Raw genomic sequence first — 24,284 nt, 5'->3', positions numbered from 1 at the left:
CTAAGGAAGCCGCTGTGCTGAAATCCGAAATTCTCAATGCCCCGCTGCTGGCCGCCCTGGCCAAGTGCGGGCATACCGACACCGTGGTGATAGCGGACTGCGGCCTGCCGCTGCCCGAAGGCCCACTGGTCATCGATCTGGCCTTGGTGCAGGGGCTGCCCAGCTTCGATCAGGTGCTCGAGGTCCTGGCCCGGAACATGGTGATCGAGAACAGCACCCTGGCGGCCGAAGCCGAGAACGGCCCGGTCCAGGAACTGTGCCTGGCCAAGGGCCTGGACCCGGACTTCCTCACCCACGAAGAGCTGAAAGCCCAACTGCCCCAGGCCAAGGTCATTGTGCGCACGGGGGAAGCTACCCCCTACGCCAACGCGATCCTGCACTGTGGGGTAGCATTCTAGGCACCGGATGCCGCAGCTGTTTCGCGGCAGCGCGCTACCCGAGGAGAGACGCAGTGAAGAAGATGTTCTATGCAGCTTTTGCCCTCATGGTGCTGGGGGCGGCCGTCCTGATTCTCACCGTGCCGGCGTTGTCCAGCGACCCGGGCCAGACGCCCCAGAGCATTGCGGTGATCGCGGGAACCGTGTTCATGGCCGCAGCTTCCGTCGTTGTCCTGCTGAAGAAGGGTGCGACGCAAGAATCCTGAGCGACTTCCTGCAGCCATCGGCGCCAATGACCTTGGGCTAGCCGACTGCCTAGAATTGGGGTCATGACGCAAAGGAACCTGGCCGCAGAGAACGGCGAGCCCTTCTCCCGCATCGCGCCGGAAGCCGGGCTGCTGCTCGGAGCGGGCCGAGCCATCTTGCTTCAGCTGGCCCACCCGCAGATTGGCCGGGCCATTGCCGAGCACTCTGATTTCGCCGCCAACCCGCTCAGCCGGCTGATTCATACCCTCGGCTATATCTATGCATTGAGCAATGGCACAGCAGAACAGCAGCGCAAGATCATCGCCCATGTGGACGCGGCGCACCGGCCCATTCGCGCAACACGTGACGAGGGCAGGCCCGCGTATTCTGCGCTGGATCCCAGGCTGCAGTTGTGGGTGGCGGCCACGCTCTATGATTCGGCCCGCGTAATTGCCGGCCAGATCCTGGATGAAAACGAGGCAGACCAGGAAGAGCTCTACCTGCAGTACGCACGGCTCGGTGAGGCCTTGCAGATGCCGGTCGACTACTGGCCGCAGGACCTCGGCGGCTTTGAGCAGTACTTTGCACAGAATCAAGCGGAGCTGGAAGTCACCGACCGGACCCGGGCGCTGGCCCGCGAACTTTTCGAAGCACGCAATGCCCCATGGTGGGTCCGGATCGGCATGCCGCTGATGCGCGACGTGACCATCGCCCAGCTGCCGGCCCCGGTGCGCGAGGGCTTCGGCTATCGCCTCACCGGGAAAGCCGCGAGGCGCAACGCCCGCGTCATCGCCGTCGCCAGGGCCGCCACGCGGCTGCTGCCGCGAGTCCTCAGGCATGCCCCGATGCGGCTGATATTGCGCCGCGTCGACAAGATGGCCTAGCCGGCCCGAAGCCTAGTGCCCCGAGCCGTTCTCTGGTCCAACCCGGATCAGGATCCGCGGCAGCGCCACCAGCAGGAACAAGGCCACCAGGATCAGCGGCCCTCCGATCCAGGCCCCGATTTGCCAGCCGAAGAGCACCTGCAGCACAAACCAGACGCAACCCGAGACCAGCAGCCCCACGCCGATGCCCACGATCTTCACGATGGCGTGGCCCAAGCTGACCGTCTGCTCTTTGAGCCGCTGCCCGAAGAGATACCGGTGCACGGCCACGGGGGTGATCAGCAGCAGAATCAGCACAGTGGCCGCCACCAGCAAGATGATGTAGACCACCTCGTCGGTTCGGCTGAGCATCTCGAACCTCGCCTGGAAGGGCAAAACCACCAGGAAAGCAGCCAGGATCTGCACACCAGTTTGCATCACCCGCATTTCCTGCAGCAGCTCGTTCCACTGCCGGTGTGGTGCGCCATCGCTGGTATCGGGGTGGGAACGCTTGATCATCACTGTTCTCCTCGGCCTCAATCCGCCAGCTGGTTGAACCCCGCCGGCTCAAACGACTATGCCAAGCAATGCCGGTGCAGGCAAGAGCCTGCCGGCCCGCCGGGCCAAACTGTAGGTCGCGGCCGGTACATTCGGGAGCCAAGCAGAATTCGATGATGGAGGAGCAGATGGAACCTGATGGCGCCGCCGGGAGCAGCATTGATGTGTGGTCGATGCCCAGCCAGGGCCTGGCCTGGTGCGATTGCGGCAAAGGCCATGAACTCACGGAGGAGATCGTGCTCCAGGCTATGGCGGCAGCAGGATTTGGACCCGGCCGGCCGCTGGCCCATGGACAGCTGGCCGAGCTGATTGCGGATCTCTGGCACTACTCACAGGTCTGCCGGTTCTTCCACCTGGCCGTGGAGCAGGCAGCGATGCGTATCCGCGGGAAGGTCGATGAAATCTACCCGTGGGAACACAGTACCGATATCGTCGGATACTTCTCGAAGACCTGGCAAGGATGCCCCGACGCGGCCTGCCAATCCGAAGGGTGAGCGCGCGAGGTGCGAATTGAGTTCGCCCCGTGCAGGCGCATAGTGTGGGAAAGATGAAGAGCTTTGCATCCTTCCGGGCACCTGCCGACCATGACGGATTCATCCATGTGCGGGGTGCCAACGAGAACAACCTGGACAATGTCGAAGTGCGCATTCCGCGCGATGCCATTGTCGCCTTCACCGGGGTCTCCGGTTCCGGGAAATCTTCCCTGGCCTTCGGAACCATCTTCGCTGAATCCCAGCGCCGATTCCTGGAATCGGTGGCTCCCTACGCGCGGCGGCTGATTGCCCAGGGGCACACGCCCAAGGTGGAATTCATCTCCGGGCTGCCACCGGCCGTGGCCCTGCAGCAACGGCGTGGTGCTGCCAGTTCCCGTTCCACCGTCGGGACCCTGACTACGCTGTCCAACTCCGTGCGCATGCTGTTCTCCCGCGCAGGAACCTACCCCCAGGGTGCGGCGAGGCTGGATTCGGATGCCTTTTCCACCAACACCGCGGCCGGCGCCTGCGCGCAATGCCACGGTGCGGGAACGGTGCATTCGGTCAGCGAGGAATCGCTGGTCCCGGATTCCTCCCTGAGCATCAGGGACGGCGCGATTGCGGCTTGGCCCGGCGCCTGGCAGGGCAAGAACCTGCGGGACATCACCACGCACCTGGGCTACGACATCGACGTTCCGTTCCAGCAGCTGACCGCGGAAACACGGAAGTGGCTGCTGTTCACCGAAGACCAGCCAGTCGTGGAAGTCACCCCGGAACGGGATCGCGTGGCCAAACCGTACAAGGGCCGGTTCTGGAGTGCCGAACGCTACGTCCGGCACACGGTTGCGACCTCGAAGAGCGAGAACCTGCGGTCCAAGGCGCTGGCTTTCATGCATTCGCAGGATTGCCCGGCGTGCTCGGGGACGGGATTGCGCCCCGATGCGCTACAGGTCACCTTCGACGGCCTGGATATCGCGGAATTCAACGGCAAGCCGCTCAGCTCCCTGGCCGAGCTCTTGCGCCCCTTCGCGGCTGATGCCCAGGCAGAGGCGCAGGCCGAAGTCGCGAGCATCATCAGCGCCGACCTGCTGGGCCGAATCCAGGTGCTGGTCGAGCTCGGGCTGGGATACCTGAGCCTGGACCGCGCCACCCCGACGCTGTCGCCGGGGGAAATGCAGCGCCTGCGCATCGCCACCCAGCTGCGCGCGGGACTGTTCGGCGTCATCTACGTGCTCGATGAGCCATCTGCCGGGCTACACCCGGCCGATGTGCAGCCGCTGATCGAGGTGCTCGACGCGCTCAAGGCCGAAGGCAACTCGGTATTCGTGGTGGAGCACAATATGGATGTGGTCAGCCGTGCGCAATGGATTGTCGATGTCGGCCCCGGGGCGGGCAGCAACGGCGGGCAGGTGCTCTACAGCGGAGAAGTTTCCGGCCTGTCCGGAATTCAGGAATCCGTGACCCGGCGCTTCCTCGATCCCGGGCCTGCGCCGCACCGCGAGCCGCGCGAAGCCCAAGGATGGGTGCAGCTGCGCGGGGTGAACCTGCACAACCTGGACGACGTGGACGCCGCGTTCCCGCTGGGGGTCTTCTGTTCGGTCACCGGCGTGTCGGGATCGGGCAAGTCCAGCCTGGTCTGCGGTGCCCTGGCCCAGGCTGCGGGCGGCCCGGTGCTTGCCGGGCCGGAGTATCCGGAAGCGACGGCGGATCGCGCGGTGATCGCCGAGGTCACCGGCGCAGACCAGCTAAGCCGCGTAGTGCTCATGGATCAAAAACCCATCGGGCGCACGCCCAGATCCAATGTCGCTACCTACACGGGCCTGTTCGATGCGGTCCGCAAGGCTTTCTCCGAGCTGCCGCTGTCCAGGCAACGCGGCTACAGTGCCGGACGCTTCTCCTTCAACGTTGCCGGCGGGCGGTGCGAGAACTGCCAGGGCGAAGGCTACCTGGAAATCGAGCTGCTCTTCTTGCCAGGGACCTACGGGCCGTGTCCCGAATGCCGCGGAACCCGGTACAACCAGCAGACCCTGGACGTCGAATACCAGGGCAAGAACATTGCCCAGATCCTGGAACTGGACGTCAGCCAAGCCGAAGAATTCCTCTCCGGAATCCCTTCCGCGGCACGGGCCCTGGCGACCCTGCGCGAAGTCGGACTGGGGTATCTGCAGCTGGGACAGCCAGCTACCGAAATGTCCGGCGGCGAAGCCCAGCGCATCAAGCTGGCCACCGAACTCCAGCGCCAGCGCCGCGGGCACACGCTCTATCTTCTCGATGAGCCCACCACCGGACTGCACCCTGCCGACGTGCAGCTGCTGGTATCGCAGCTGCAGCAGCTGGTCGACCAGGACAACACCGTCATCGTGGTGGAACACCAGATGGATGTGGTTGCCGCAAGCGACTGGGTGATCGATTTGGGGCCGGCCGGCGGGGATGGCGGCGGGCGCATCGTTGCCGAGGGGACCCCAACGGCGGTGGCGCAAGACAAGGCCAGCAGAACCGCGCAATACCTTGCGCGCCGGCTGGCCTTGTGAAGCTGGACTACTTGCTGTTCAGCAGTGCGTGCGGCGGGGTCTGCACCCCGTCGGCCACCGCTTCGGCAGGATCATCGCCGAGGTGGATGATCTTGTTATCGGCATCCACATGCACCACGCTCGGCACATAGCCACGAGCCTCGGCGTCTTCCATCTGCGCATAGCTGATCAGGATGACCAGGTCGCCGGGGTGCACCAGATGCGCTGCCGCACCATTGATGCCGATGACCCCGCTGCCCGGCTCGCCGGCGATGGTGTAGGTTTCCAGGCGGGCGCCGTTGGTGATGTCTACGATGCTGACCAGTTCGCCGGGCAGGATATCCGAGGCTTCGAGCAGCTCGGAGTCAACGGTGACCGAGCCTACGTAGTGCAGGTCTGCCTGGGTGACAGTTGCCCGGTGGATCTTGGACTTGAACATGGTGCGTTGCATTAGACGATTCTTTCACGCGAGGTAAGTGGTTTCCCGGTATCCAAGCTTACGCCTCTTGCGCGCAGATGCCCGGGCATTGTCCGGCACCCCACACAGTTGGCCGCGAACGGCTACTTTGGCAGATGGGTTTCCAGCACGCGATGCACTTCCCCGGAGGCCAGCAACTGGCAAGCAGCTTCCAGCTCGGCAGAGAGGAAACGGTCCTCGCCCGGGCCTGCAACCTTGGTGCGCAGCAGCTCCAATACGGCGCGGGTAGCCGGGCCAGGCTGCAATGGCTGGCGCAGATCCAGGGCTCGGCCGGCAATCAGCATTTCAATTGCCAGGATGCGGCGCAGGTTGGCGACCGAGGTGCGCAATTTGCGCGCCGCGTGCCAACCTAGGGAAACGTGGTCTTCCTGCATCGCTGATGACGGGATGGAATCCACGCTGGCCGGTACGGCCAAACGCTTGTTCTCCGCGACCAGTCCGGCCTGCGTGTACTGGGCGATCATCATGCCCGAATCCACGCCCGGGTCATCGGCAAGGAACGCTGGCAGGTCGCGGGAACGAGCCGGGTCGAGCATGCGATCGGTCCGGCGCTCTGCAATGGATCCCAGGTCAGCTACGGCAATGGCCAAGAAGTCCAAGACGTACGCCACGGGAGCACCGTGGAAGTTGCCGTTGGAGGTGACTTCACCCGATGGCAGCACGACAGGGTTATCGATGGCTGCCGCCAATTCGCGGGTGGCGACCAGGCGGGCATGGGCGATGGTGTCGCGCACTGCGCCGGTAACCTGCGGGGAGCAGCGCAGCGAGTAGGCATCCTGCACCCGGCCGTCGCCTTCGCGGTGCGAAGCGACAATGGGGGAGCCCGAAAGGAAGCTGAACATGTTCGCAGCACTGCGGCCCTGGCCCGGATGCGGGCGCAGCGGTTCGTGCAGTTCAGCACGGAAGACCTGGTCGGTGCCCAGCTGGGCTTCGACGCTCATGGCCGCGGTGGCATCGGCAATGTCTGCGAGCTCTTCCAGGTCTGCCAGTGCCATCAGCAGCTGGCCGAGCATGCCGTCGGTGCCGTTGACCAGCGCCAGGCCTTCCTTCTCCGCCAGTTCGACAGGTTCCAGTCCTGCTTCAGCAAAGAGCTCCGGCACTGGGCGCTTCACGCCTTCGCGGTCAGTGGCCTCGCCTTCGCCCATCAAGACCAGTGCGCAGTGGGAGAGCGGAGCAAGGTCTCCTGAGCAACCCAGCGAACCGTACTCACGCACCACCGGGGTGATGCCGGCATTAAGCAGTCCAACCATGGTTTCCAGCACTACCGGGCGCACGCCGGTGCGGCCCGAGGCCAGGGTCTTGGCGCGCAGGAACATCAGCGCGCGCACCACTTCGCGCTCAACTGGGTCGCCCATGCCGGCTGCATGCGAGCGGATCAGCGAACGCTGCAGTTTAGCGCGGTCCTCGGGAGCGATGTGGCGCGTTGCCAGGGCGCCGAACCCGGTGGAAATGCCATAGACCGGGGTGTCGGCTGAAGCCAGGGCATCAATGTGTGCGCGGACTGCTGCCAGTTCTTCAAGAACCTGAGGCGCGAGGCTAATCTGCGCGTTGTGCCGGGCTACCGCAATCACGTCATCGGCGGTGGCGCCAGCTAGGTCCAGGGTTACGTGCGGGGAAGTAGCCATGATTTTCAATCCGTTCTCTACGCTGCAATGAGGTCTCTAATCTCCATTGTTCGGCAGAACGAGTTTGCACGGCACTGATATTCGGGTCATCTGTCCGAAATGCCAGACAGTGCCCTGGAGGGAGAAAAGAACGGACCTCCAATTGGAGGCCCGTTCAGGGGTTCCGGTTTCAGAAGGTGATGCCTTCGAAGGCTTCCTCGCCAAATTTGTTGGACGAGCCGTTGTCCGTGACCTTGGCGTTCTCGTTAAGGGATGCGGCAGAATTGCCGATGCCGCTAAAGGTTACGTGCTTGATGTTCTTGACCGCTGCGATATTACCGCTGCCGTCCAGCTCAAGATTCTTGATGTGCGGAGCGACGATCATGTTTCCGGAACCAGAGACGGTGACGTTCTGGCAATCGCCGATGAGCTTCAGCATTTGACCCATTTCAGAGATATCCATGCCGCCCGTGCACCTGATTTCGGTCGCTTGCGCATCGAGGAAATCATAGACGGACTGGAAGGTGCTGTCCGCAGGTGCCTTCGGAACATTGGGAGTACCAGTAGAAGCGCCTTCTGGGGCTTTGGAGCTTGGGGTGACGCTGCCTTCGATAGGCCCGGCGTTCTCCGGTGCCATGCTTTCTTCTGCTGGTGCGCTTGTCTCTTCGCTGGAGGGTTGGATGCTCACGCAACCTGCCAGTGCGACTGCAAGGATTCCAACCGCCAGCGGCCCAGCGAGGCGTTTGGTAATTTTCGAGAACATAACCATCCTGTCAATCGAACCGGCCAGCGCATTTGGACACGCGGTATAGATACATTCTGCGTTGAATGACGATAAATGACCAACGCGAACGGCTCAGGAACGAATGAGTTCTCGTGCCCCGGGAGCACGCAACCATGCAATTTGCTGACGATTCCGTGCGGGGACAAAAGTAATCGCTTCACCGCTTGCCCAGTGCAAGCAGTGAAGCGATTACTAGTGCCCAGGGGGAGAAGGGGCACGATTTGAGCCGGCAGGCGAACCTACCGGGCTATTTGGTTCCTAGAATCCTTCATTCCGCTCTTCGGAACCAAACTGGCTTTCATCGTTTCCATACGATTGGCCATCGGACTGCTGTCCGGACTGGCTTTCGCCGCCAAACGATTCCTCACCGGATTCGTTGCTATCGCCGTAGGACTGCTGCTCCGACTGCTGTCCGGACTGGCTGTCGCTGCCGTAGGACTGCTGTTCTGACTGCTGGCTTTCGCCACCGCCATAGGACTGCTGTTCTGACTGCTGGCTTTCGAATCCGCCATTGTCATTTGATCCGAAATCTGAATTGGACTGGCTTTCGAAGCCTTCAGATTCGTTGTTGTCGAAGTTCCCGAACTGCTCGTTTGCATCCTGCTCAGACATGCTGTCCTCCGTGGGTCGGTGGTTCCTGACTTGCCCTACGCTATGCGTAGAAAAAGCCCGGTTCAAGGATTTCGGGGAAGCTCAGAGCCGCTGGAAACCCGCAGTTAAGCCAATACCCATGGTGTTCAGAGACTTCGGCCAATATTCACTACTGCGTGCTAAAGGAATCGCCATTCCCGGGAACCCGAGGGACAAGGAGGATTTTCCGCAGCTGCCATGGCGGCTTCTGGAATTGCTCAACAGGCGCGAAGAGAAAGCTGAACGTTCTCCGAAAGAATTGTCCATCCGGTCGGAATCTGCCCGGTAAATCGATAGTGTCCAGACTGGGACACCGAGAAAGGTCTTGCCCCAAGCGTCCATGACAACGTAAGGAGAAGCATTGGCTAATTCGAAGAAGACTCCAGCAAAGAAAACTGATCGCGAAAACGCAGAAAACGGGTTCGTGGCTCCGGAAGTGCTGCGCGAGTCCTTGCAGACCGTGCTGATCCAGCTGCTGGACCTGCAATTGGTGGGCAAGCAAATCCACTGGAACGTCGTTGGTCCCAACTTCCGCGACCTGCACCAGAACCTCGACGAAATCGTTGACATCGCGCGCCGCGGCTCGGATGAAATCGCCGAGCGGATGCGAGCTTTGCATGCCACTCCGGACGGGCTGGCAGCAACGGTCACGAAGTACACGAAGCTGGAACAACCCGTGAATACCGAAATCCTGACCACCAATGCAGTGGACATGGTAGTCAAGGCACTGCAGACCACTGTGGCAGTCATGCGAGAGGTCCATGACCCGGTGGATGAAGCGGATCCGACCACCGCCGATATCCTGCACCAGTACATTGCGGATCTGGAGCAGCAAGCCTGGTTTATCAGCGCGGAAACCCGCAAGCCGTAAACCGGGCCGCGCGGTCCTGGAATTGAATAAATAGCCTGAGGCACCACAAACAGTGGTGCCTCAGGCTATGTGCGCGTCCTACTTCTCCTGTGCGGCCATCGGGATGCGCACGCCGCGCTCAGCGGCAACTTCGGCGGCGCGTTCGTATCCGGCATCGACGTGGCGGATGACGCCCATGCCCGGGTCATTGGTCAGCAGTGCCTCCAGCTTCGCGGCGGCCATTTCGCTGCCGTCAGCCAAGGAGACCTGGCCGGCGTGGATGGAACGGCCCATGCCCACGCCACCGCCATGGTGGATCGAAACCCAGGTGGCACCCGAACTGGTTGCGGTCAAGGCGTTCAGCAGCGGCCAGTCGGCCACGGCATCGGTGCCATCCTTCATGGCCTCGGTCTCGCGGTACGGCGAAGCTACCGAACCCGAATCCAGATGGTCGCGGCCGATCACGATAGGTGCAGAGACCTTGCCTTCGGCGACCAGCTGGTTGAACAGCAAGCCGGCCTTGTGGCGCTCGCCGTAGCCCAGCCAGCAGATGCGCGCCGGCAGGCCCTCGAACTCCACGTGCTTCTGTGCGGCATCCAGCCAGCGATGCAGGTGCTGGTTTTCCGGGAACAGGTCCTTCAGCGCCTGGTCGGTGACCTTGATGTCCTCGGGATCCCCGGACAGCGCTACCCAGCGGAACGGGCCCAGGCCTTCGCAGAACAGCGGACGGATGTAGGCCGGGACGAAGCCCGGGAATTCGAAGGCGCGGGTGAAACCGCCCTTGCGTGCCTCGTCGCGGATCGAGTTGCCGTAGTCGAAGACCTCCGCGCCGGCGTCCTGGAATCCCACCATCGCCTCGACCTGCGCGGCCATGGCGGCCTGGGCTTTCTTGGTGAAGCCGGCCGGATCGGCTTCGGCTTCGGCGTGCCATTGGTCCATGGTGTATTCCACCGGCAGGTAGCTGAGCGGATCGTGGGCACTGGTCTGGTCGGTGACGATGTCGAAGGAGAATTCTCCAGCTTCGTGGCGCTTGAGCAGCGCCGGGAAGACCTCGGCGGCGTTGCCGACGTAGCCCACCGACAGCGGGCGGCCTTCGGACTTGGCTGCCAGGACTTTGCCCAGCGCCTTGTCCAGATCCAGCTCGACCTCATCGAGGTAGCGCTTGGAGGCACGGCGGCGCAGTCGGGTTTCATCCACGTCAACGATCAGCACGGCACCGCCGTTGAGGGTCACGGCCAGCGGCTGGGCGCCGCCCATGCCGCCGCAGCCACCGGTCAAGGTCAGGGTTCCGGCCAGCGAGCCCTTGAAGCGCTTCTCGGCGATCGCGGCGAAGGTTTCGTAGGTGCCCTGCAAGATGCCCTGGGTGCCGATGTAGATCCACGAACCGGCGGTCATCTGGCCGTACATCATCAGGCCTTCGGCTTCGAGCTTGCGGAAGTGCTCCCAATTGGCCCAGTCGCCAACGAGGTTGGAGTTGGCAATCAGCACCCGTGGTGCCCACTTGTTGGTCTTGAAGACGCCGACCGGCTTGCCGGACTGCACCAGCAGCGTCTCGTTCTCTTCCAGGTCCTTGAGCGTCTGGACGATCGCGTCGAATGCCTCCCATGAGCGGGCTGCCTTGCCGGTGCCGCCGTAGACCACGAGATCCTCGGGGCGTTCGGCAACTTCCGGATCCAAGTTGTTCATCAGCATGCGCAATGGGGCTTCGGTGGCCCAGGACTTGGCGGTCAGTTCGGTACCGCGCGGGGCGCGGACAACACGTGGTTCGTGGCTCATGGCAATTCCTTACGATGTAACGTAGCTAACTGATTCCATCATTGGCTATCGGCCATGGCTTGGGTACCGGAGAATGGGCAGAGCTGTCCGGTATTTCAGAATCGGAGGAATTTCCGGTTGCCTCCAGCTCCTAGGTGGCGGGGATCAGCGCCAGCGCGCTGCGTTCGATGGCCTCCGGGCTCAGGGCTTGGCTGATGGCGATCATGCTGGCTCCGCGCAGGGCTCCAACTTCCCAGCTGCGCGAGGTGCGGATCTGCAGGTGCTGGGTGGAAAGCGGCGCTCCGCGCTGGTAGACCACCTCGCGGATGCCTGCCAGCAGGTGCTCTCCGGCGGCGGAGATCCGACCGCCCACCACGATCAGCGACGGGTTCAGCAAGCTCACGCTGGCAGCCAATACCTCGCCCAAGTCGCGGCCGGCTTGGCGCACTGCATGGATCGCTTGGATGTTCCCCGAGTTCACCAGGGCGACCACATCGGTGTTGCTGTGCGCTTCGATGCCCTGCGCCCGCAATGCGGTGGCAATTTTGGGTCCGGCGGCTACGGCTTCCAGGCAGCCTTCATTGCCGCAATGGCAGTAGATGCCATCGCCGCGGCGGATGCGCACGTGCCCGATATCGCCGGCTGTGCCCTGCGCTCCGCGTTGCAGCAGCCCTCCGGAAATGATGCCCGAGCCGATGCCGGTAGCCAGCTTGACGAAAATGAAGTCCTCGCTGCCGGTCTCCAGCTGGTCCTTCTCGCCAATGGCCATGAGGTTGACGTCATTGTCCACGACCACCAAGGCGTCCAGCTGCTGCTGGAACCAAGCGGGGATGTCGAAGTCGTCCCATCCGGGCATGATGGGCGGATTGGCGGGACGGCCGGTCTCGAAATTCACCGGCCCTGGCACTCCCATGCCTATGGCAATGACATCGTCACGGGTGCGGCCCAGCGAATCGAGCAAGCCATCGGCCAGATCCATCGCGGTCTGCAAGATCGCCACCGGGCCGTCGGCGAAGGAAATGGGAGCCTGGGATTGCACTAGGGGAGTGGGGGCCAGATCGGTCAGGGCAACGCGCAGGTGGCTGGCTCCCAGATCGACGGCCAGCACCAGGCGGGCATCGGGGAGCAGGGCAAGCCGCTGGGGAGGGCGGCCTCCGGTGGACGCGCCATCCGCGATGGTGCCAACCAGGCCCAGCTGGATGAGCACGTCGAGGCGCTCTTGCAGGGTGGAGCGAGCCATGCCGGTCAGGGCGGCAAGGTCCGTGCGGCTGTGCGCGGCACCGTCCATGAACAGTTGCAAGACGTTGCCTGCCCCACTGGCGCCGCGGGCGAATTGCATGCTTTGGGGGCTCGAAGGATTGGCCATGAACCCAGTAAAACACAGCAATGGACGCGAAGCCGAAACACTTTATGAGAATGTCGACATACTTCTATTGACTATCGACAAAAGTAAAACTAGTCTCAAGATGTGATGCAAGTCATGAGCATCTGGATCGCACCCACCACTTCTTTCAGGAGACGCCTTTGCCTGCCCACGACCTATCAATCCAGCTGTACACGCTGCGCGAGCACATCGCAGAGAACCTGGCCGCGACGCTCGAACGCGTAGCTGGCATCGGCTACACGCAAGTCGAGCCGTACAACTTCGTGGCCCGCGCTGACGAGTATGCACAGGCGCTGGCCGAGAACGAACTCAGCGCGCCAACGGCGCACGCACCGCTGCTCTCCTCGGACTACGACGAGGTCTTCGCCGCGGCCGGCAAACTCGGCATCAGCACCGTCATCGATCCGTTCATCCCGGCGGAGCAGTGGCAGGATGCCGAGTCCATCGGTGCCATCGCGCAGAAGCTCAACGCCGCATCCCGGCGCGGTGCCGAATACGGCATCAAGGTCGGCTACCACAACCACGACTGGGAGATCTCCAGCAAGATCAATTCCAAGACGGCCCTGGAATACCTGGCTAGCTTGCTGGACCCGGAAGTCGTCCTGGAAGTGGACACCTACTGGGTTGCCGTGGGCGGCGCCGATGTGCTCCAGCTGCTTGAAGCGCTGGCACCCCGCGTCGTGGCCCTGCACATCAAGGACGGGCCGAAGTCCAAGAACCACAAGGAACAGGTTCCGGTGGGCAGCGGATCCATGCCGATCGACCAGATCATCGACGCCACCAGCGGCATGCTGCATGTGGTGGAACTCGATGACTTCGCAGGCGACATCTTCCAGGCCGTGTCCGAAAGCCGCGCCTACCTCGTAGCAGAAAAGAACTAGGGATTATGGAATTTCAGAATCAGCCCATGGGCGTGGGCATTGTCGGAGCCGGCACCATCAGCGACCAGTACCTGGAGAACCTCACCGCATTCCCGGACCTCGCCGTGCGGTTCATCGCCGACCTGGATACCGAGCGCGCAGCAAGCCAAGCGCGCAAATGGTCCGTGGAAGCCTCGGGAACCTATGCTGAATTGCTGGCCCGCGAAGACATCCAGATCGTCGTGAACCTGACGATCCCGGCAGTTCATGTCGAGGTAGCCCTGCAGGCGGTGGCCGCCGGCAAGCACGTCTGGGGCGAGAAGCCCTACGCGCTGGACCGCGAATCCGGACGGCAGCTGGTCGAAGCCGCCAAGGCAGCAGGAGTCCGCGTCGCCGTGGCCCCGGATACCATCCTGGGTGCGGGCCTGCAGACCGGCCTGCGGCAGATTGAAGCAGGCGCCATCGGCACCCCGCTTTCGGGCCTGGCCATCTTCCAGGGCCCCGGCCCGGAATCCTGGCACCACAGCCCGGAATTCCTCTTCGCCCACGGCGCAGGACCGCTCTTCGACCTCGGGCCCTACTACCTGACCACCCTGGTGCGGGTCTTCGGCCCGGTAGCCAAGGTTGCCGCCCTGGGTTCGCAGGCCCGCGCGCAGCGGGTCATCGGTGCAGGCCCCAAGGCCGGAACCAGCTTCCCGGTCGAGGTCCCAACCCACGTCGGAGCGCTGCTCTCCTTCGAATCCGGGGCCAGTGCGCAGTGCATCTTCAGCTTCGACTCCAAGCTCAAGCGTGCAGGGTTCGTGGAGATCTCCGGAACGGAAGGCACCGCGCAGCTGCCGGATCCGAACGAATTCACCGGAGACACCATCCTGCACCTGGAGGACCAGGAGCCGAGCGTTGTCACCGCCGAAGGATCCACCTACGGGCGCGGCACCGGCGTTGCCGAACTCGCCCAAGCCATCCGCGAGGGACGCAAGGAACGCGTGCCCGGCGAACTGGCGTTCCACGTCCTGGACATCATGGTCTGCGCCGCGGAAGCAATGGAATCGGGAGCATTCATCGACGTGGCCTCGACGGTCGAGCCCATCGCGCTGCTGGACCCAGCCTGGGATCCTTCGGCTCCCGGCATCCTTGCCTGAAGCACCACCCCTTGACAGCATCATCCGCACCTGAAAAGGAATAAACATGTCTGCACCACATTTCAAGAGCAAGCTGGGGCGCTTCACGGCGATTACCTCCATCGCAGCGTTGTCGCTCAGCGGCCTGGCCGCCTGTTCCGGCTCGGCTTCCGGCTCCGGCTCGGAAGAAGCCGGTGGGACCATCACCTACTGGGCTTCGAACCAGGGCAGCTCGGTCACCCAGGACGAGGAGATCCTGGGCGAATCCATCAAGCGGTTCACCGAGGAAACCGGCATCGAGGTCGAGCTGGAAGTCGTCCCCTGGGCCGACCTGTACAACCGCATCCTCACCGCCGTCTCCAGCGGCGAAGGGCCGGACGTGCTGAACATCGGCAACACCTGGGCCACCACCTTGCAGGCCAGCGGCGCCTTCGTCCCCTTTGAAGGCGAGGCGCTGGAGGCCATAGGCGGAGCCGAGAAGTTCGTGCCGGCAGCCCTGGCCACCGGCGGCGCCGAGGGCCAGGCCCCAACCTCGCTGCCGTTGTATTCCATGGCCTACGGTCTGTACTACAACACCAAGATGTTCGAGGAAGCCGGCATCAAGCAGGCTCCGAAGACCTGGGATGAATTCTTGGCCACCGCCAAGAAGCTGACCAAGGATACCGACGACGACGGCAAGGTCGACCAGTACGGCTTCACCTTGGCCGGACAGCGTACCGCCAATAATGCCCACTCCGCATTCATCCTGGGCATGCAGAACGGCGGCGAGCTGTACACCACGGACGGCAAGCCGGACTTCACCAATGATGGCGTCGTCAGCGGCGTCAACGACTGGATCCAGCTGATGGGCGAGGACGGCGTGGTCTCCAAGTCCAACGCCGAGATCAATGACGGTTCGGTGCTGCCAGGGGAAATCATGGACGGCAACGCCGCCATGTTCTTCGACCAGGCCCCGGGCAAGTCCTTCAATGCCGCTGGCTTCAAGGACTACGCCATGGCGCCCATCCCGCTGAAGAACGCCGATGCCACCGGGCTGGAAGCCACCCAGTCGCTGGTTGCCGGCATCAACGTGAGCGTCTTCGAGAACTCGGATAACAAGGATGCCGCCCTTGAATTCGTGAACCACCTGCTCAGCGTCGATGAGCAGAAGAAGCTGAACGCCAAGTACACCTCGCTGCCATCGGTTACCGAAGCTTTCGACGACCCGGCCTTCGACACCCCCGAGCAGCAGGCCAAGAAGGAGATCCTGGCCAATAACGCTGCCCCGATGCCGCTGTTCCCCACCGAAGGGCAGATGGAATCCCTCGTAGGCGAGGCCATCGCCAAGCAATTCGCCAGGATTGCCCAGGGCGAAAAAATCACCGAGGCCGATGTCCGCAAGGCATTGGAAGACGCGCAGAAGCAGATGCCGGCTAGCTAGCGGCCCGACACGTTGCACTGGCCGCGGGAGCGGACCTCCTTGCGCCCCCGCGGCCAGTTGCAGCACCCAAATTCGTTTTCATGAAAGGAGACCGAATGTCGGCGCCAGCCCAGACACCGCCTCGAATCAGCGAACCGCTCAAGCCTCGCGACGCTTCAAGGGCGATCAAGCGCAGTTCAATCAAGCGCGACCGGTTCTTCCCCTATGCGCTCTCAGCTCCCGCAGCATTCCTGGAACTGCTGATCCACATCATCCCGATGCTGCTCGGCGTATGGATCGCCTTCCTCTCGCTGACCCAGTTCTCCATTGCCAACTGGGTCAAGGCCCCGTTCGTGGGACTGCAGAACTTCACCACCGCGCTGGACCCCAACGGTCCGATCGGTTCCCAATTCTTCGACGCCCTCGGGCGCACCTTCCTGTTCACCTTCCTGGTAGTGGCAATCGCCTGGAGCCTTGGCATCTTCGCCGCGGTCTTGCTGGCATCCAAATTCCGCAGCAACGGATTCTTCCGCACCCTGTTCCTGGTTCCCTACGCACTGCCAAGCTACGTCACCACCATCGCCTGGGCGTTCATGTTCAACCAGCGCGACGGCATGGTCAACCGCTTCCTGGTCGAAGACCTCGGGATCCTGGAGGAAGGGCCGTTCTGGCTATTGGGCGGGAATTCCTTCTTTGTCATGGTGGTTGTCGCCGTCTGGCAATTCTGGCCTTTCGCTTTCCTGATGCTGCTGGCCGCCCTGCAATCCATCCCGAACGAAGTCTATGAAGCCGCTTCCCTGGATGGAGCCAGCCTGTGGAAGCAGTTCACCAGGATCACCCTGCCAATGATCAAGCACGCCAACGTGGTGCTGCTTTTGATGCTGGGACTGTGGGTGTTCAACCAGTTCGACATCCCCTACCTGCTCTTCGGCCCGGTGTCCCCGGAAGAAGCAACCCTGATTTCCCCGTTGATCTACCAGCAGTCCTTCAACAACTGGAACTTCGGCGTGGGTGGCGCCTTGAGCGTCGTCCTGCTGATTGCCCTGCTGATCGTCTCAGCGTTCTACATCCGACTTGTCATGCCGAAGGGAAAGAGCATCGATGATTGAGACCCGCGGCTTCCGCATCCTGCGAGTTTTCGGACTGGCCTTCATCACCCTGATCATCGTGCTGCCGCTCTACGTGGTGCTCACGACCTCCATCAAGCCCCTCAAGGATGTGCGCGGCGCCTTCGAGTGGATTCCCTCGGAAATCACGCTGGCCCCGTACCTGGATATCTGGACCACGGTGCCGCTGGGCAAGTACTTCGCCAACTCGTTGATCGTGACCATCAGCGCCACCATCCTCTCGGTTTCCATCGCGATCCTGGCCGCCTATGCGCTCTCGCGCTTCGACTTCCGCGGGGCACGGTCCTTCCGGCTGATCGTGCTCTCCACCCAGATGTTCCCCGGCATCCTGTTCCTGCTGCCGCTCTTCTTGATCTTCACCCAGCTGGAGCGTGCCGTGGGACTGCAGCTGAACGGAACCTACCTGGGGCTGATCGTCACCTACATGACGTTCTCCCTGCCATTCTCCATCTGGATGCTCACCGGCTTCTTTGCCGCCATGCCCAAGGAACTGGAAGAGGCGGCCATGGTCGATGGACTTGGCCGGCTCGGCGCACTGCTCAAGGTGGTCTTGCCGGTAGCACGCCCGGGGATCATCGCGGTGTCGGTCTACTGCTTCATCACCTCCTGGAGCGAAGTGCTCTTCGCCAGTGTGCTCACCAATTCGGACACCAGGACGCTGTCCATCGGCTTGCAGGCCTACGCTTCGCAGACCGATGTGTACTGGAACCAGATGATGGCCGCCTCGGTGGTGGTATCGATTCCGGTGCTGGTCGGTTTCCTCTTCGCGCAACGGCACCTGGTCGCAGGCTTGTCCTCCGGCGCGGTCAAGTAAGAAAAGACAAGGAATTACATGTCCCAGTTGAACAGCCAGCAGGCTGCACCGGCCATGCAGGAACTGAAGGTCGGCGTCATCGGCGGCGGCTTCATGGCCCGGACCCACGCCGATGCGATCCGCCGGGCAGGCGCCCAGCTCATCGGGGTGCGATCCAACGGCGAGCAATCCACCCGCCAAGCGTCAGCCGCCCTGGGCGTGCCCGGTTTCGGCAGCGTCGAAGCGCTGCTCGCCCAATGCGACGCCGTGCATGTCACCTCGCCCAATGCGTTGCATGCCGAGCAGGCAGCCGCTGCACTGGCAGCTGGCCTGTCCGTTGTTTGCGAGAAGCCGCTGGCGACCAGCGCCCGGGAAGCCGGCGAGCTGGCATTACTGGCATCGCGTTCCCGGGCCGTGGCTTCGGTGCCGTTCGTCTACCGCTACCACCCCATGGTGCGGCAGGCCCGGGCCCACGTGCAGGAAGGGAAACTTGGCCGGCTGCTGACCGTGCGTGGCCAGTACCTGCAAGACTGGATGCATACGGTCAGCGACAGCAACTGGCGGGTAGAACCGGACAAAGGCGGACCTTCGCGGGCCTTCGCGGACATCGGTTCGCATCTGGTGGATCTGCTGGAATTCATTGCGGGGGAGCGGATCGTTCGGCTGAACGCGGCCACCTCCATTGCCCATAAGCAGCGGGGCGCCGTGGACGTCGATACCGAGGATGCTGCCGCCTTGATTGTGCAGATGGCTTCGGGAGCCATCGGCACGCTGATGGTGTCACAGGTCAACGCCGGCCGGAAAAACGCCTTGACCATCGAGTTGTCCGGAGACCGGTCGGCGCTGGAATTCAAGCAGGAAAAGCCGGAAGAACTGTGGATCGGCAAACCCGACATGTCCTCGATCCTGTCCCGCCAGGCCGCTGATCTCAGTCCCGATGCCGCACGCTTGTCGGTGGTACCTGCAGGACACCCGATGGGCTACCTGGATGCTTTCGCTGCTTTCGTGGCCGACACCTACGCGGCGATCCGTCGCGAAGCACCCGAAGGGCTTCCAACTTTTGCCGATGGCGCCCGCGCCTGCCGTTTGACCGATGCCGTTCTGGAATCGGCTGATTCCGGGGACTGGATCGACACCGATGACTAGAGGAGAAACCACCATGAACGCGACGCATCCAGTGACGCTATTCAGCGGCCAGTGGGCTGATATGCCCTTCGAAGAAGTCGCCCGGCTGGCTTCAGAATGGGGTTATGACGGATTGGAAATCGCAGCCAGCGGTGACCACCTGGACCTCAAGCGTGCCGACGAGGATCCGGCCTACCTCCAGTCGCGGCTGGAAATCCTGGACAAATACGGGCTGAAAGCCTGGGCGATCTCCAACCACCTGGGCGGCCAGGCTGTCTGCGATGATCCCATCGACTTCCGCCACCAGGCCATCCTGCGCGACTATGTCTGGGGCGATGGGGATGGGGAAGGCGTCCGCCAGCGGGCCGCCGAGGACATGAAGCGCTCGGCCCGCGTCGCCCGCAAGCTCGGTGCCGATGTAGTGGTTGGCTTTACCGGCTCGAAGATCTGGCAGTACGTCGCCATGTTCCCGCCGGTTCCGGGCGAGGTCATCGATGCAGGCTACGAGGACTTCGCGGATCGCTGGAATCCGATCATGGACGAATTCGATGAGCAGGGGGTGAAATTCGCCCTGGAGGTGCACCCATCCGAGATCGCCTACGATCACTGGACCACCGTGCGCACCATGGAAGCAATCGGCCACCGCGAAGCGTTCGGGCTGAACTGGGATCCCAGCCATATGTTCTGGCAGGGCATCGACCCGGTCGCATTCATCACCGACTTCGCCGACCGCATCTACCACGTGGATTGCAAGGACACCCGGATGCATCATCCCAACGGGCGCAATGGCATCCTGGGTTCCCATCTCCCATGGGGCGATCCCCGCCGGCGCTGGGACTTCGTCTCCACCGGCCACGGCGACATCAACTGGGAAGATGCCTTCCGCGCACTGGAGTTCCACGGGTACAAGGGCCCCATCTCCATTGAATGGGAAGACGCGGGAATGGACCGCTTGCACGGTGCGAAGGAAGCTGTGGGCTACATCCGCAGCCTCCTGTTCAAGCGCCCCGAAGCGTCCTTCGACGCGGCATTCTCGAACCAGTAGCACCTGGCTAGGAAGGACGCTTGCCCTGCACCCGCGAGGTAATCACCGAAGCGGTGGCGCGGATCTGCAGCAGGAGAGTCTCCCACTGCTCTTCGGGGACACGATCGGCCAGGAAGGTGACAGCAACGGCGGCCACCGGCCAATCGCTGGAATCCCGGATTTCTACCGCGAGCGAGTGGAAATCCGGGGTGACATCCCCGCGCTCTACGGCATAGCCGCGCTGCGTGCTCTGGTCCAGCTCGCGGCGCAACTGCGAGTAGCTGGAGATCGATGACTCGGCCACTCGCTCCGTGAAGCTGGCAGCACCGGGGTAGAGCGCACGCACCTGGGATTTGGGCAGCGCGGCGAGAATTGCCCTGCCGGATGCGGTCAGGTGCGAAGGCAGGCGAACACCCACGTCGGTGACCAAGGATGGCCGGCCCTTGGCGCGTTCTTCGACAATGTAGAGAACATCGGAACCATGCAGCACGGCCAGGTGGGCGCTTTCCCCGACCTTGTCGACCAGCTGGGCAATCAGCGGGGCACCCAGCCGTGCCAGCGGTTCCTGGCGGGTATAGGCGCTGGAAAGCTCAAAAGCGGAGACACCCAGACCATAGGATTTGTCCTCTGGATAGTGGGTGATGAATCCGTGCTCCAGCATCACGTTCAGCAGCTGGTAGACACTGGATCGAGGAAGCTCCAGCAACGTGGCGATCATTGCCGCCGGAGTCGGGGTCTTCCTGCTGGCCAGCAACCTGAGGATCCGCAAGGTGTTATCGGCCGCTGGAACCTTGCTGCCCATGGGGCCTCCTCAATGAATCGTGCATAGTGCTCTGCAAGGAACTCTAGCAACCTGGTCAGCGGTTTCCTTCGATAGTCCAGGCTGCTGGGCTGGCTGCCGGCGGATAGTGCTAGTCACCCACAACGAATGAAATAAATAGTCGCTGGGATCAGCGCCATTCCAGGCGGAGATCCCAGCGACTATCGGCCAGAAATGAAAGGTCTAGCGCGTCGTGGAACTGAGGAAATGATTCAGCTCGTCAAGGGTTGGAGGATTCGCCCCGGCGCGCGACACGGTGATTCCCGCGCACACCGAAGCGATCTGCATGACCTTCTCCAGCTCGACGCTGTCCAGCTGCGTGCCATCGCGAAGGGACTTGGCCAGCGAGCTGTCCAAGATGGCGTGGAGCAGCCCGGCCATGAACGCATCACCGGCGCCGACCGTATCTACGGTTCGCACCGAAATCGAGGGAACCATGACCTCGCTTTGCCTGGTCCGGGCCTCGGCTCCGCGTGCGCCGAAGGTGATGATCGCTAGCGATGCCCCGCGCTCCAAGAAGTGCTCCAGGATGCGATTGGTGTCCCATCCCGGATAGAGCCACAGGGCGTCTTCGTCACTAAGCTTGACGATATCCGCCAGCCCGGCCAGCTTCTCGATCTGCTTGACCGATTCTGCCCGGTCCTCGACCAGCTCCGGACGCAGGTTCGGATCGAAGCTCAGGATCTGGCCCGGTGGGGAAGCCTCGAAAGCCTCATGGATTCGAGCGGCACTCGGACCCTGGAACGCTGCAACGGATCCTGAATGGAACAAGGTGGCTTGGGTCGAAGCCATGCTCTGCAATTTGCAGTTCAGCTGGAACTCGTAGTTGGCATCTCCGGACTCGTCCAGCACGACGGTGGCGCTGGAAGTCTGCGCATCGGTGTGTGATCCGGCTGCGAGCTGAACGCCTGAGGCCGCCACATGTTCGGCGATCAGCCGGCCATGCTCGTCATCGCCGATGTCCGTCTGGAGCAGGACTTCGTGGCCCAATCGGCCCAGTCCAACAGCAACATTCATCGGGGAACCGCCGGGATGCGCCACACCATCGACGATATCGACTAGGGCTTCACCGGCAACCTGAATATTAACCATGACATCGATCCTACGTAACCCGGAGGGAAAAAGCCCATCGGGGTGATCATACGTTCAGCCTGTACCCACGTTTGATGACCGTGGCGATGATTTCTGGTTGCGGCAACGCCTTGCGCAGCCGGCTCAATGTCATATCCAAGGCATGCTTGGAACTGGCTTCCGGAAGTGCGGCCCCCAGCTCGTCGCGGGAGAGGACGCTGCCGCCGGCCTCGATCAGCGCCCGCACCAATTCGGCCTGCCCGGGCGTCAACTCGCAGTTTTCGTCCTGGACCGAGAGGGTACGACCGCGCAGCTGCACCTGGCCGTGGACCGTTTGGGCCTGCAACGTGCCCAGCGAGGCCAGATGCTCCACGAGCTGGCCGATCATGGCACCCATGCGATGGCGCTCGGGAACCAACGGGCAGATGCCCGCCTCGATCAGCGGGGCAGCAGTCACCGGTCCAACGGTGGCCACTGCGACGCGCTCGGCCAGGGAGCGCAGCAGGGCGGGCAAGCGATTGCGCGCCTTGGCAGCGGCGAACAGCGCGTGCACGCTTGGCGCGCTGGTGAAGGTCACCGCGTCGAAGTGGGCGGCGCACAGGCCCTCCACCAAAGCAGAAATCCCGCTATCGCTGCTGGTGTCCTGCCAGCGGTAGGGCTCCACCTTCAGCACCCGGCGAGCGCCCAGCTCGCGCAGGCTCTGGGGCATTCCATGGTCGGAATCGGCATGAAGCTGCAAGGCGACGGTGGCGCCCTGGAGCTTGCCCTCCAGCAGTTCCAGCATGGAGGCGCTGCGCCCGTCCTTGGCCACGGCGGCCGGTTCCAGGCCCAGCGCCTTGACGGCGCCATGGGCTTTGGCCCCGCGGACGTAGAGCTGCGCCTGCCCGAGCGCTGCCAGCAGCTCGTCGCCAATGCCGGCAGCCTCGGAGGTATCAACCCAGCGGCGCAGTCCGTAGGCGGTTGTAATGACGGCTACCTGCGGACGGACCTCAATCAGCTTTTGCGTTTGCGCGATCAGTTGCTGCTCGTCGTCCAGCGGGGCGAGCTGGAGCAGCGGAGTATGGGTCACCTCGGCGCCGCGGCGTTCGAAGGCCTCGATGAGTTCTGCGGAACGGCGGTCGCTGGTGACGGCCAGCCGGAAGCCGGCCAAGGGTTTGGGGCTGCTCATCAGGCCACTTCCAATTGCGCTGCCAGCGTGGCCGGCTCTTCTTGCGCTGCCGCGTTCACCAGGGTGGCCGGCAGTCCAGCGACTTCACCTATGACAATGACTGCAGGGTTGGAATGGCCGCGGGCTGTTTCGGCGAGATGGGCTAGCCGGGTGCAGCTGGTGCGCTGGATGTCGGTGGTGCCGGATTCGACGATGGCGCATGGCATTTGCGGGTCCATGCCGACCCGGTGCAACCCGGCGACGGTCTGCTCGATGGTGCCCATGCCCATCAGGATCACGATGCTTCCGCCCAGCTTGGCCAGATGGTCAAGCTGCGCATCGCTGAGTGGGTCGTGGGCCGATACCACGGTGAACATGGTGTTCACCCCGCGGGCGGTGACCGGGATGCCGGCTGCTGCCGGCACGGTGATGCACGAGCTCAGTCCCGGGATGACGCTGATCGGGATGCCCGCAGCGGTAGCGGCCGCGATTTCTTCGAAGCCGCGGCCGAAGACGAAGGGATCTCCGCCCTTGAGCCGGACTACGGCAGCGCCACCGCGGGCCGCTTCGATCATCAGGGCTTCGATATCCCGTTGGGTGAGCTTGTGGTGTCCAGGAAGCTTGCCGACGTCCACGATTTGAGCTTGCGGTGCAAGAGACGGCAGGTGCGCTGCGGGACCGAGCCTGTCGGCGAAGACGACTTCTGCTTCGGCCAGGGCCCGCACGCCGCGCAGGGTCAGCAGGTCCAATGCGCCGGGGCCGCCACCGAGCAGGGTGATGGATCCGGCCCGGGTCGCTGGTCCAAGGTGCATGACGGGAATGCGCGCGGCCTGCACCACCGAGGCGAAGCGCAGCGGTTCGGCATCGCAGATCACCAGCAGGCCGGCTTGTTCCAGCAACTGTACTGCCTGGAAGGGCCCGTCGGCGGTGAGCACCGTGGCGCCCTCCGCCCGGAAGCGCAGCGCAGTATTTTTGCTCCCGGATTTACTTCCAGCGATCAGCACAGTGCATCCGCGCAGTTCGAGGTCGATGCCAATCATGGTTTCCTTGATTCTGCTCGAGTTTCTAGGGGTGACATGGGATTCTCCTTGAACTAGTGGATGCACCCAGCTTAGGCGCCCAGGTTTTCCCGGAGGTATCGCAAATGTTTCAAGCGCAATAATTCGAGTAAAGGTTAACCTTTTCGAAATGTTCGCGAGGGTAAGACGAAACACAAAGTCTCTAATGTAAATATTGTTGCGAGGCACCGGCCTGGCTGATCCTGCAAAGTTCAGTGAGCGAATACGCG

General features: G+C 63.0%; 24 protein-coding genes. 13 read left to right on the top strand and 11 right to left on the bottom strand.

The window, feature by feature from the left end; all coding sequences use genetic code 11:
* Positions 1–14: 14 nt before the first annotated feature.
* The 3 genes from rbsD (at position 15) to CQ012_RS08935 (ending at position 1,507) form a co-directional block, all read left to right on the top strand.
* Positions 15–398, top strand: coding sequence for a D-ribose pyranase (rbsD, locus tag CQ012_RS08945; RefSeq protein WP_105661954.1), 384 nt, complete (start codon positions 15–17; stop codon positions 396–398).
* 53 nt (positions 399–451) lie between these two features.
* Entirely contained in the window at positions 452–643 is a 192-nt protein-coding gene (locus tag CQ012_RS08940; RefSeq protein ID WP_105661953.1) for a TRADD-N-associated membrane domain-containing protein, read from the top strand.
* A 63-nt stretch (positions 644–706) separates the two neighbouring features.
* A complete protein-coding gene (locus CQ012_RS08935) occupies positions 707–1,507 on the top strand; it encodes an oxygenase MpaB family protein (protein WP_105661952.1) in 801 nt (266 codons plus the stop codon).
* A gap of 12 nt (positions 1,508–1,519) precedes the next feature.
* Here the strand turns inward: CQ012_RS08935 and CQ012_RS08930 are convergent, their stop codons facing one another.
* The gene (locus tag CQ012_RS08930) at positions 1,520–2,005 is read right to left on the bottom strand and encodes a DUF6328 family protein (RefSeq protein WP_105656337.1); all 486 of its coding nucleotides are present in this window, start codon (positions 2,003–2,005) and stop codon (positions 1,520–1,522) included.
* Between the two features lie 155 nt (positions 2,006–2,160).
* Between CQ012_RS08930 and CQ012_RS08925 the strand changes: the two genes are divergently transcribed.
* A complete protein-coding gene (locus CQ012_RS08925; protein ID WP_105661951.1) occupies positions 2,161–2,538 on the top strand; it encodes a hypothetical protein in 378 nt (125 codons plus the stop codon).
* A gap of 53 nt (positions 2,539–2,591) precedes the next feature.
* Positions 2,592–5,048: an excinuclease ABC subunit UvrA gene (locus CQ012_RS08920; protein WP_105661950.1), complete on the top strand. Its 2,457-nt coding sequence runs from the start codon at positions 2,592–2,594 to the stop codon at positions 5,046–5,048.
* 7 nt (positions 5,049–5,055) lie between these two features.
* Here the strand turns inward: CQ012_RS08920 and panD are convergent, their stop codons facing one another.
* The 4 genes from panD to CQ012_RS08900 form a co-directional block, all read right to left on the bottom strand.
* The gene (gene panD, locus CQ012_RS08915) at positions 5,056–5,478 is read right to left on the bottom strand and encodes an aspartate 1-decarboxylase (RefSeq protein ID WP_105656340.1); all 423 of its coding nucleotides are present in this window, start codon (positions 5,476–5,478) and stop codon (positions 5,056–5,058) included.
* Positions 5,479–5,588: 110 nt separating this feature from the next.
* Positions 5,589–7,130: a histidine ammonia-lyase gene (gene hutH / locus CQ012_RS08910; RefSeq protein WP_105661949.1), complete on the bottom strand. Its 1,542-nt coding sequence runs from the start codon at positions 7,128–7,130 to the stop codon at positions 5,589–5,591.
* 169 nt (positions 7,131–7,299) lie between these two features.
* Positions 7,300–7,872: a DUF3060 domain-containing protein gene (locus tag CQ012_RS08905; protein ID WP_181149046.1), complete on the bottom strand. Its 573-nt coding sequence runs from the start codon at positions 7,870–7,872 to the stop codon at positions 7,300–7,302.
* Positions 7,873–8,151: 279 nt separating this feature from the next.
* Positions 8,152–8,505 (bottom strand): hypothetical protein, encoded by a 354-nt coding sequence (locus CQ012_RS08900; protein WP_105661947.1) that lies wholly within the window; start codon positions 8,503–8,505, stop codon positions 8,152–8,154.
* A gap of 379 nt (positions 8,506–8,884) precedes the next feature.
* Here CQ012_RS08900 and CQ012_RS08890 point away from each other — a divergent pair, with 379 nt between their 5' ends.
* Complete coding sequence (locus CQ012_RS08890; RefSeq protein WP_105661945.1) at positions 8,885–9,394, top strand: Dps family protein; 510 nt, start codon at positions 8,885–8,887, stop codon at positions 9,392–9,394.
* A gap of 78 nt (positions 9,395–9,472) precedes the next feature.
* Here CQ012_RS08890 and hutU read toward each other — a convergent pair whose 3' ends face one another.
* Both hutU and CQ012_RS08880 read right to left on the bottom strand, forming a co-directional pair.
* A complete protein-coding gene (gene hutU / locus CQ012_RS08885) occupies positions 9,473–11,149 on the bottom strand; it encodes a urocanate hydratase (RefSeq protein ID WP_105661944.1) in 1,677 nt (558 codons plus the stop codon).
* Positions 11,150–11,279: 130 nt separating this feature from the next.
* Entirely contained in the window at positions 11,280–12,494 is a 1,215-nt protein-coding gene (locus CQ012_RS08880; protein WP_105661943.1) for an ROK family protein, read from the bottom strand.
* Between the two features lie 158 nt (positions 12,495–12,652).
* Between CQ012_RS08880 and CQ012_RS08875 the strand changes: the two genes are divergently transcribed.
* From CQ012_RS08875 to CQ012_RS08845, 7 genes are all read left to right on the top strand, one after another.
* Positions 12,653–13,393 carry a sugar phosphate isomerase/epimerase family protein gene (locus CQ012_RS08875; protein WP_105661942.1) on the top strand — a complete coding sequence of 247 codons (741 nt, stop codon included), beginning with the start codon at positions 12,653–12,655 and terminating at the stop codon, positions 13,391–13,393.
* A gap of 5 nt (positions 13,394–13,398) precedes the next feature.
* Positions 13,399–14,511: a Gfo/Idh/MocA family protein gene (locus tag CQ012_RS08870; RefSeq protein ID WP_105661941.1), complete on the top strand. Its 1,113-nt coding sequence runs from the start codon at positions 13,399–13,401 to the stop codon at positions 14,509–14,511.
* 46 nt (positions 14,512–14,557) lie between these two features.
* Positions 14,558–15,910 carry an ABC transporter substrate-binding protein gene (locus CQ012_RS08865; RefSeq protein WP_105661940.1) on the top strand — a complete coding sequence of 451 codons (1,353 nt, stop codon included), beginning with the start codon at positions 14,558–14,560 and terminating at the stop codon, positions 15,908–15,910.
* A 95-nt stretch (positions 15,911–16,005) separates the two neighbouring features.
* Positions 16,006–16,998 carry a carbohydrate ABC transporter permease gene (locus CQ012_RS08860; protein WP_105656350.1) on the top strand — a complete coding sequence of 331 codons (993 nt, stop codon included), beginning with the start codon at positions 16,006–16,008 and terminating at the stop codon, positions 16,996–16,998.
* Positions 16,991–17,830 (top strand): carbohydrate ABC transporter permease, encoded by an 840-nt coding sequence (locus CQ012_RS08855; RefSeq protein ID WP_105656351.1) that lies wholly within the window; start codon positions 16,991–16,993, stop codon positions 17,828–17,830. The genes CQ012_RS08860 and CQ012_RS08855 overlap by 8 nt, the downstream gene beginning before the upstream one ends.
* A gap of 18 nt (positions 17,831–17,848) precedes the next feature.
* Complete coding sequence (locus CQ012_RS08850) at positions 17,849–18,955, top strand: Gfo/Idh/MocA family protein (RefSeq protein WP_105661939.1); 1,107 nt, start codon at positions 17,849–17,851, stop codon at positions 18,953–18,955.
* Positions 18,956–18,968: 13 nt separating this feature from the next.
* Positions 18,969–19,979, top strand: a complete 1,011-nt coding sequence (locus CQ012_RS08845; RefSeq protein ID WP_286134621.1) for a sugar phosphate isomerase/epimerase family protein — start codon at positions 18,969–18,971, stop codon at positions 19,977–19,979.
* Between the two features lie 7 nt (positions 19,980–19,986).
* On the opposite strand, the gene CQ012_RS08840 is transcribed toward CQ012_RS08845, so the two are convergent.
* The 4 genes from CQ012_RS08840 to cobA all read right to left on the bottom strand — a co-directional run bounded on the left by CQ012_RS08840 (position 19,987) and on the right by cobA (position 24,036).
* The gene (locus tag CQ012_RS08840; protein WP_105661938.1) at positions 19,987–20,760 is read right to left on the bottom strand and encodes an IclR family transcriptional regulator; all 774 of its coding nucleotides are present in this window, start codon (positions 20,758–20,760) and stop codon (positions 19,987–19,989) included.
* Between the two features lie 201 nt (positions 20,761–20,961).
* Complete coding sequence (locus tag CQ012_RS08835; RefSeq protein ID WP_105656354.1) at positions 20,962–21,870, bottom strand: carbohydrate kinase family protein; 909 nt, start codon at positions 21,868–21,870, stop codon at positions 20,962–20,964.
* Between the two features lie 46 nt (positions 21,871–21,916).
* Positions 21,917–23,017, bottom strand: a complete 1,101-nt coding sequence (locus CQ012_RS08830) for a uroporphyrinogen-III synthase (protein WP_105661937.1) — start codon at positions 23,015–23,017, stop codon at positions 21,917–21,919.
* The gene (cobA, locus tag CQ012_RS08825; RefSeq protein WP_105661936.1) at positions 23,017–24,036 is read right to left on the bottom strand and encodes a uroporphyrinogen-III C-methyltransferase; all 1,020 of its coding nucleotides are present in this window, start codon (positions 24,034–24,036) and stop codon (positions 23,017–23,019) included. Before cobA ends, CQ012_RS08830 begins: the two co-directional genes overlap by 1 nt.
* Positions 24,037–24,284 lie beyond the last annotated feature (248 nt).

The sequence above is a fragment of the Arthrobacter sp. MYb214 genome, assembly GCF_002979865.1.
GTDB lineage: Bacteria > Actinomycetota > Actinomycetes > Actinomycetales > Micrococcaceae > Glutamicibacter.
This window is presented reverse-complemented; position numbering and strand designations above follow the sequence as displayed.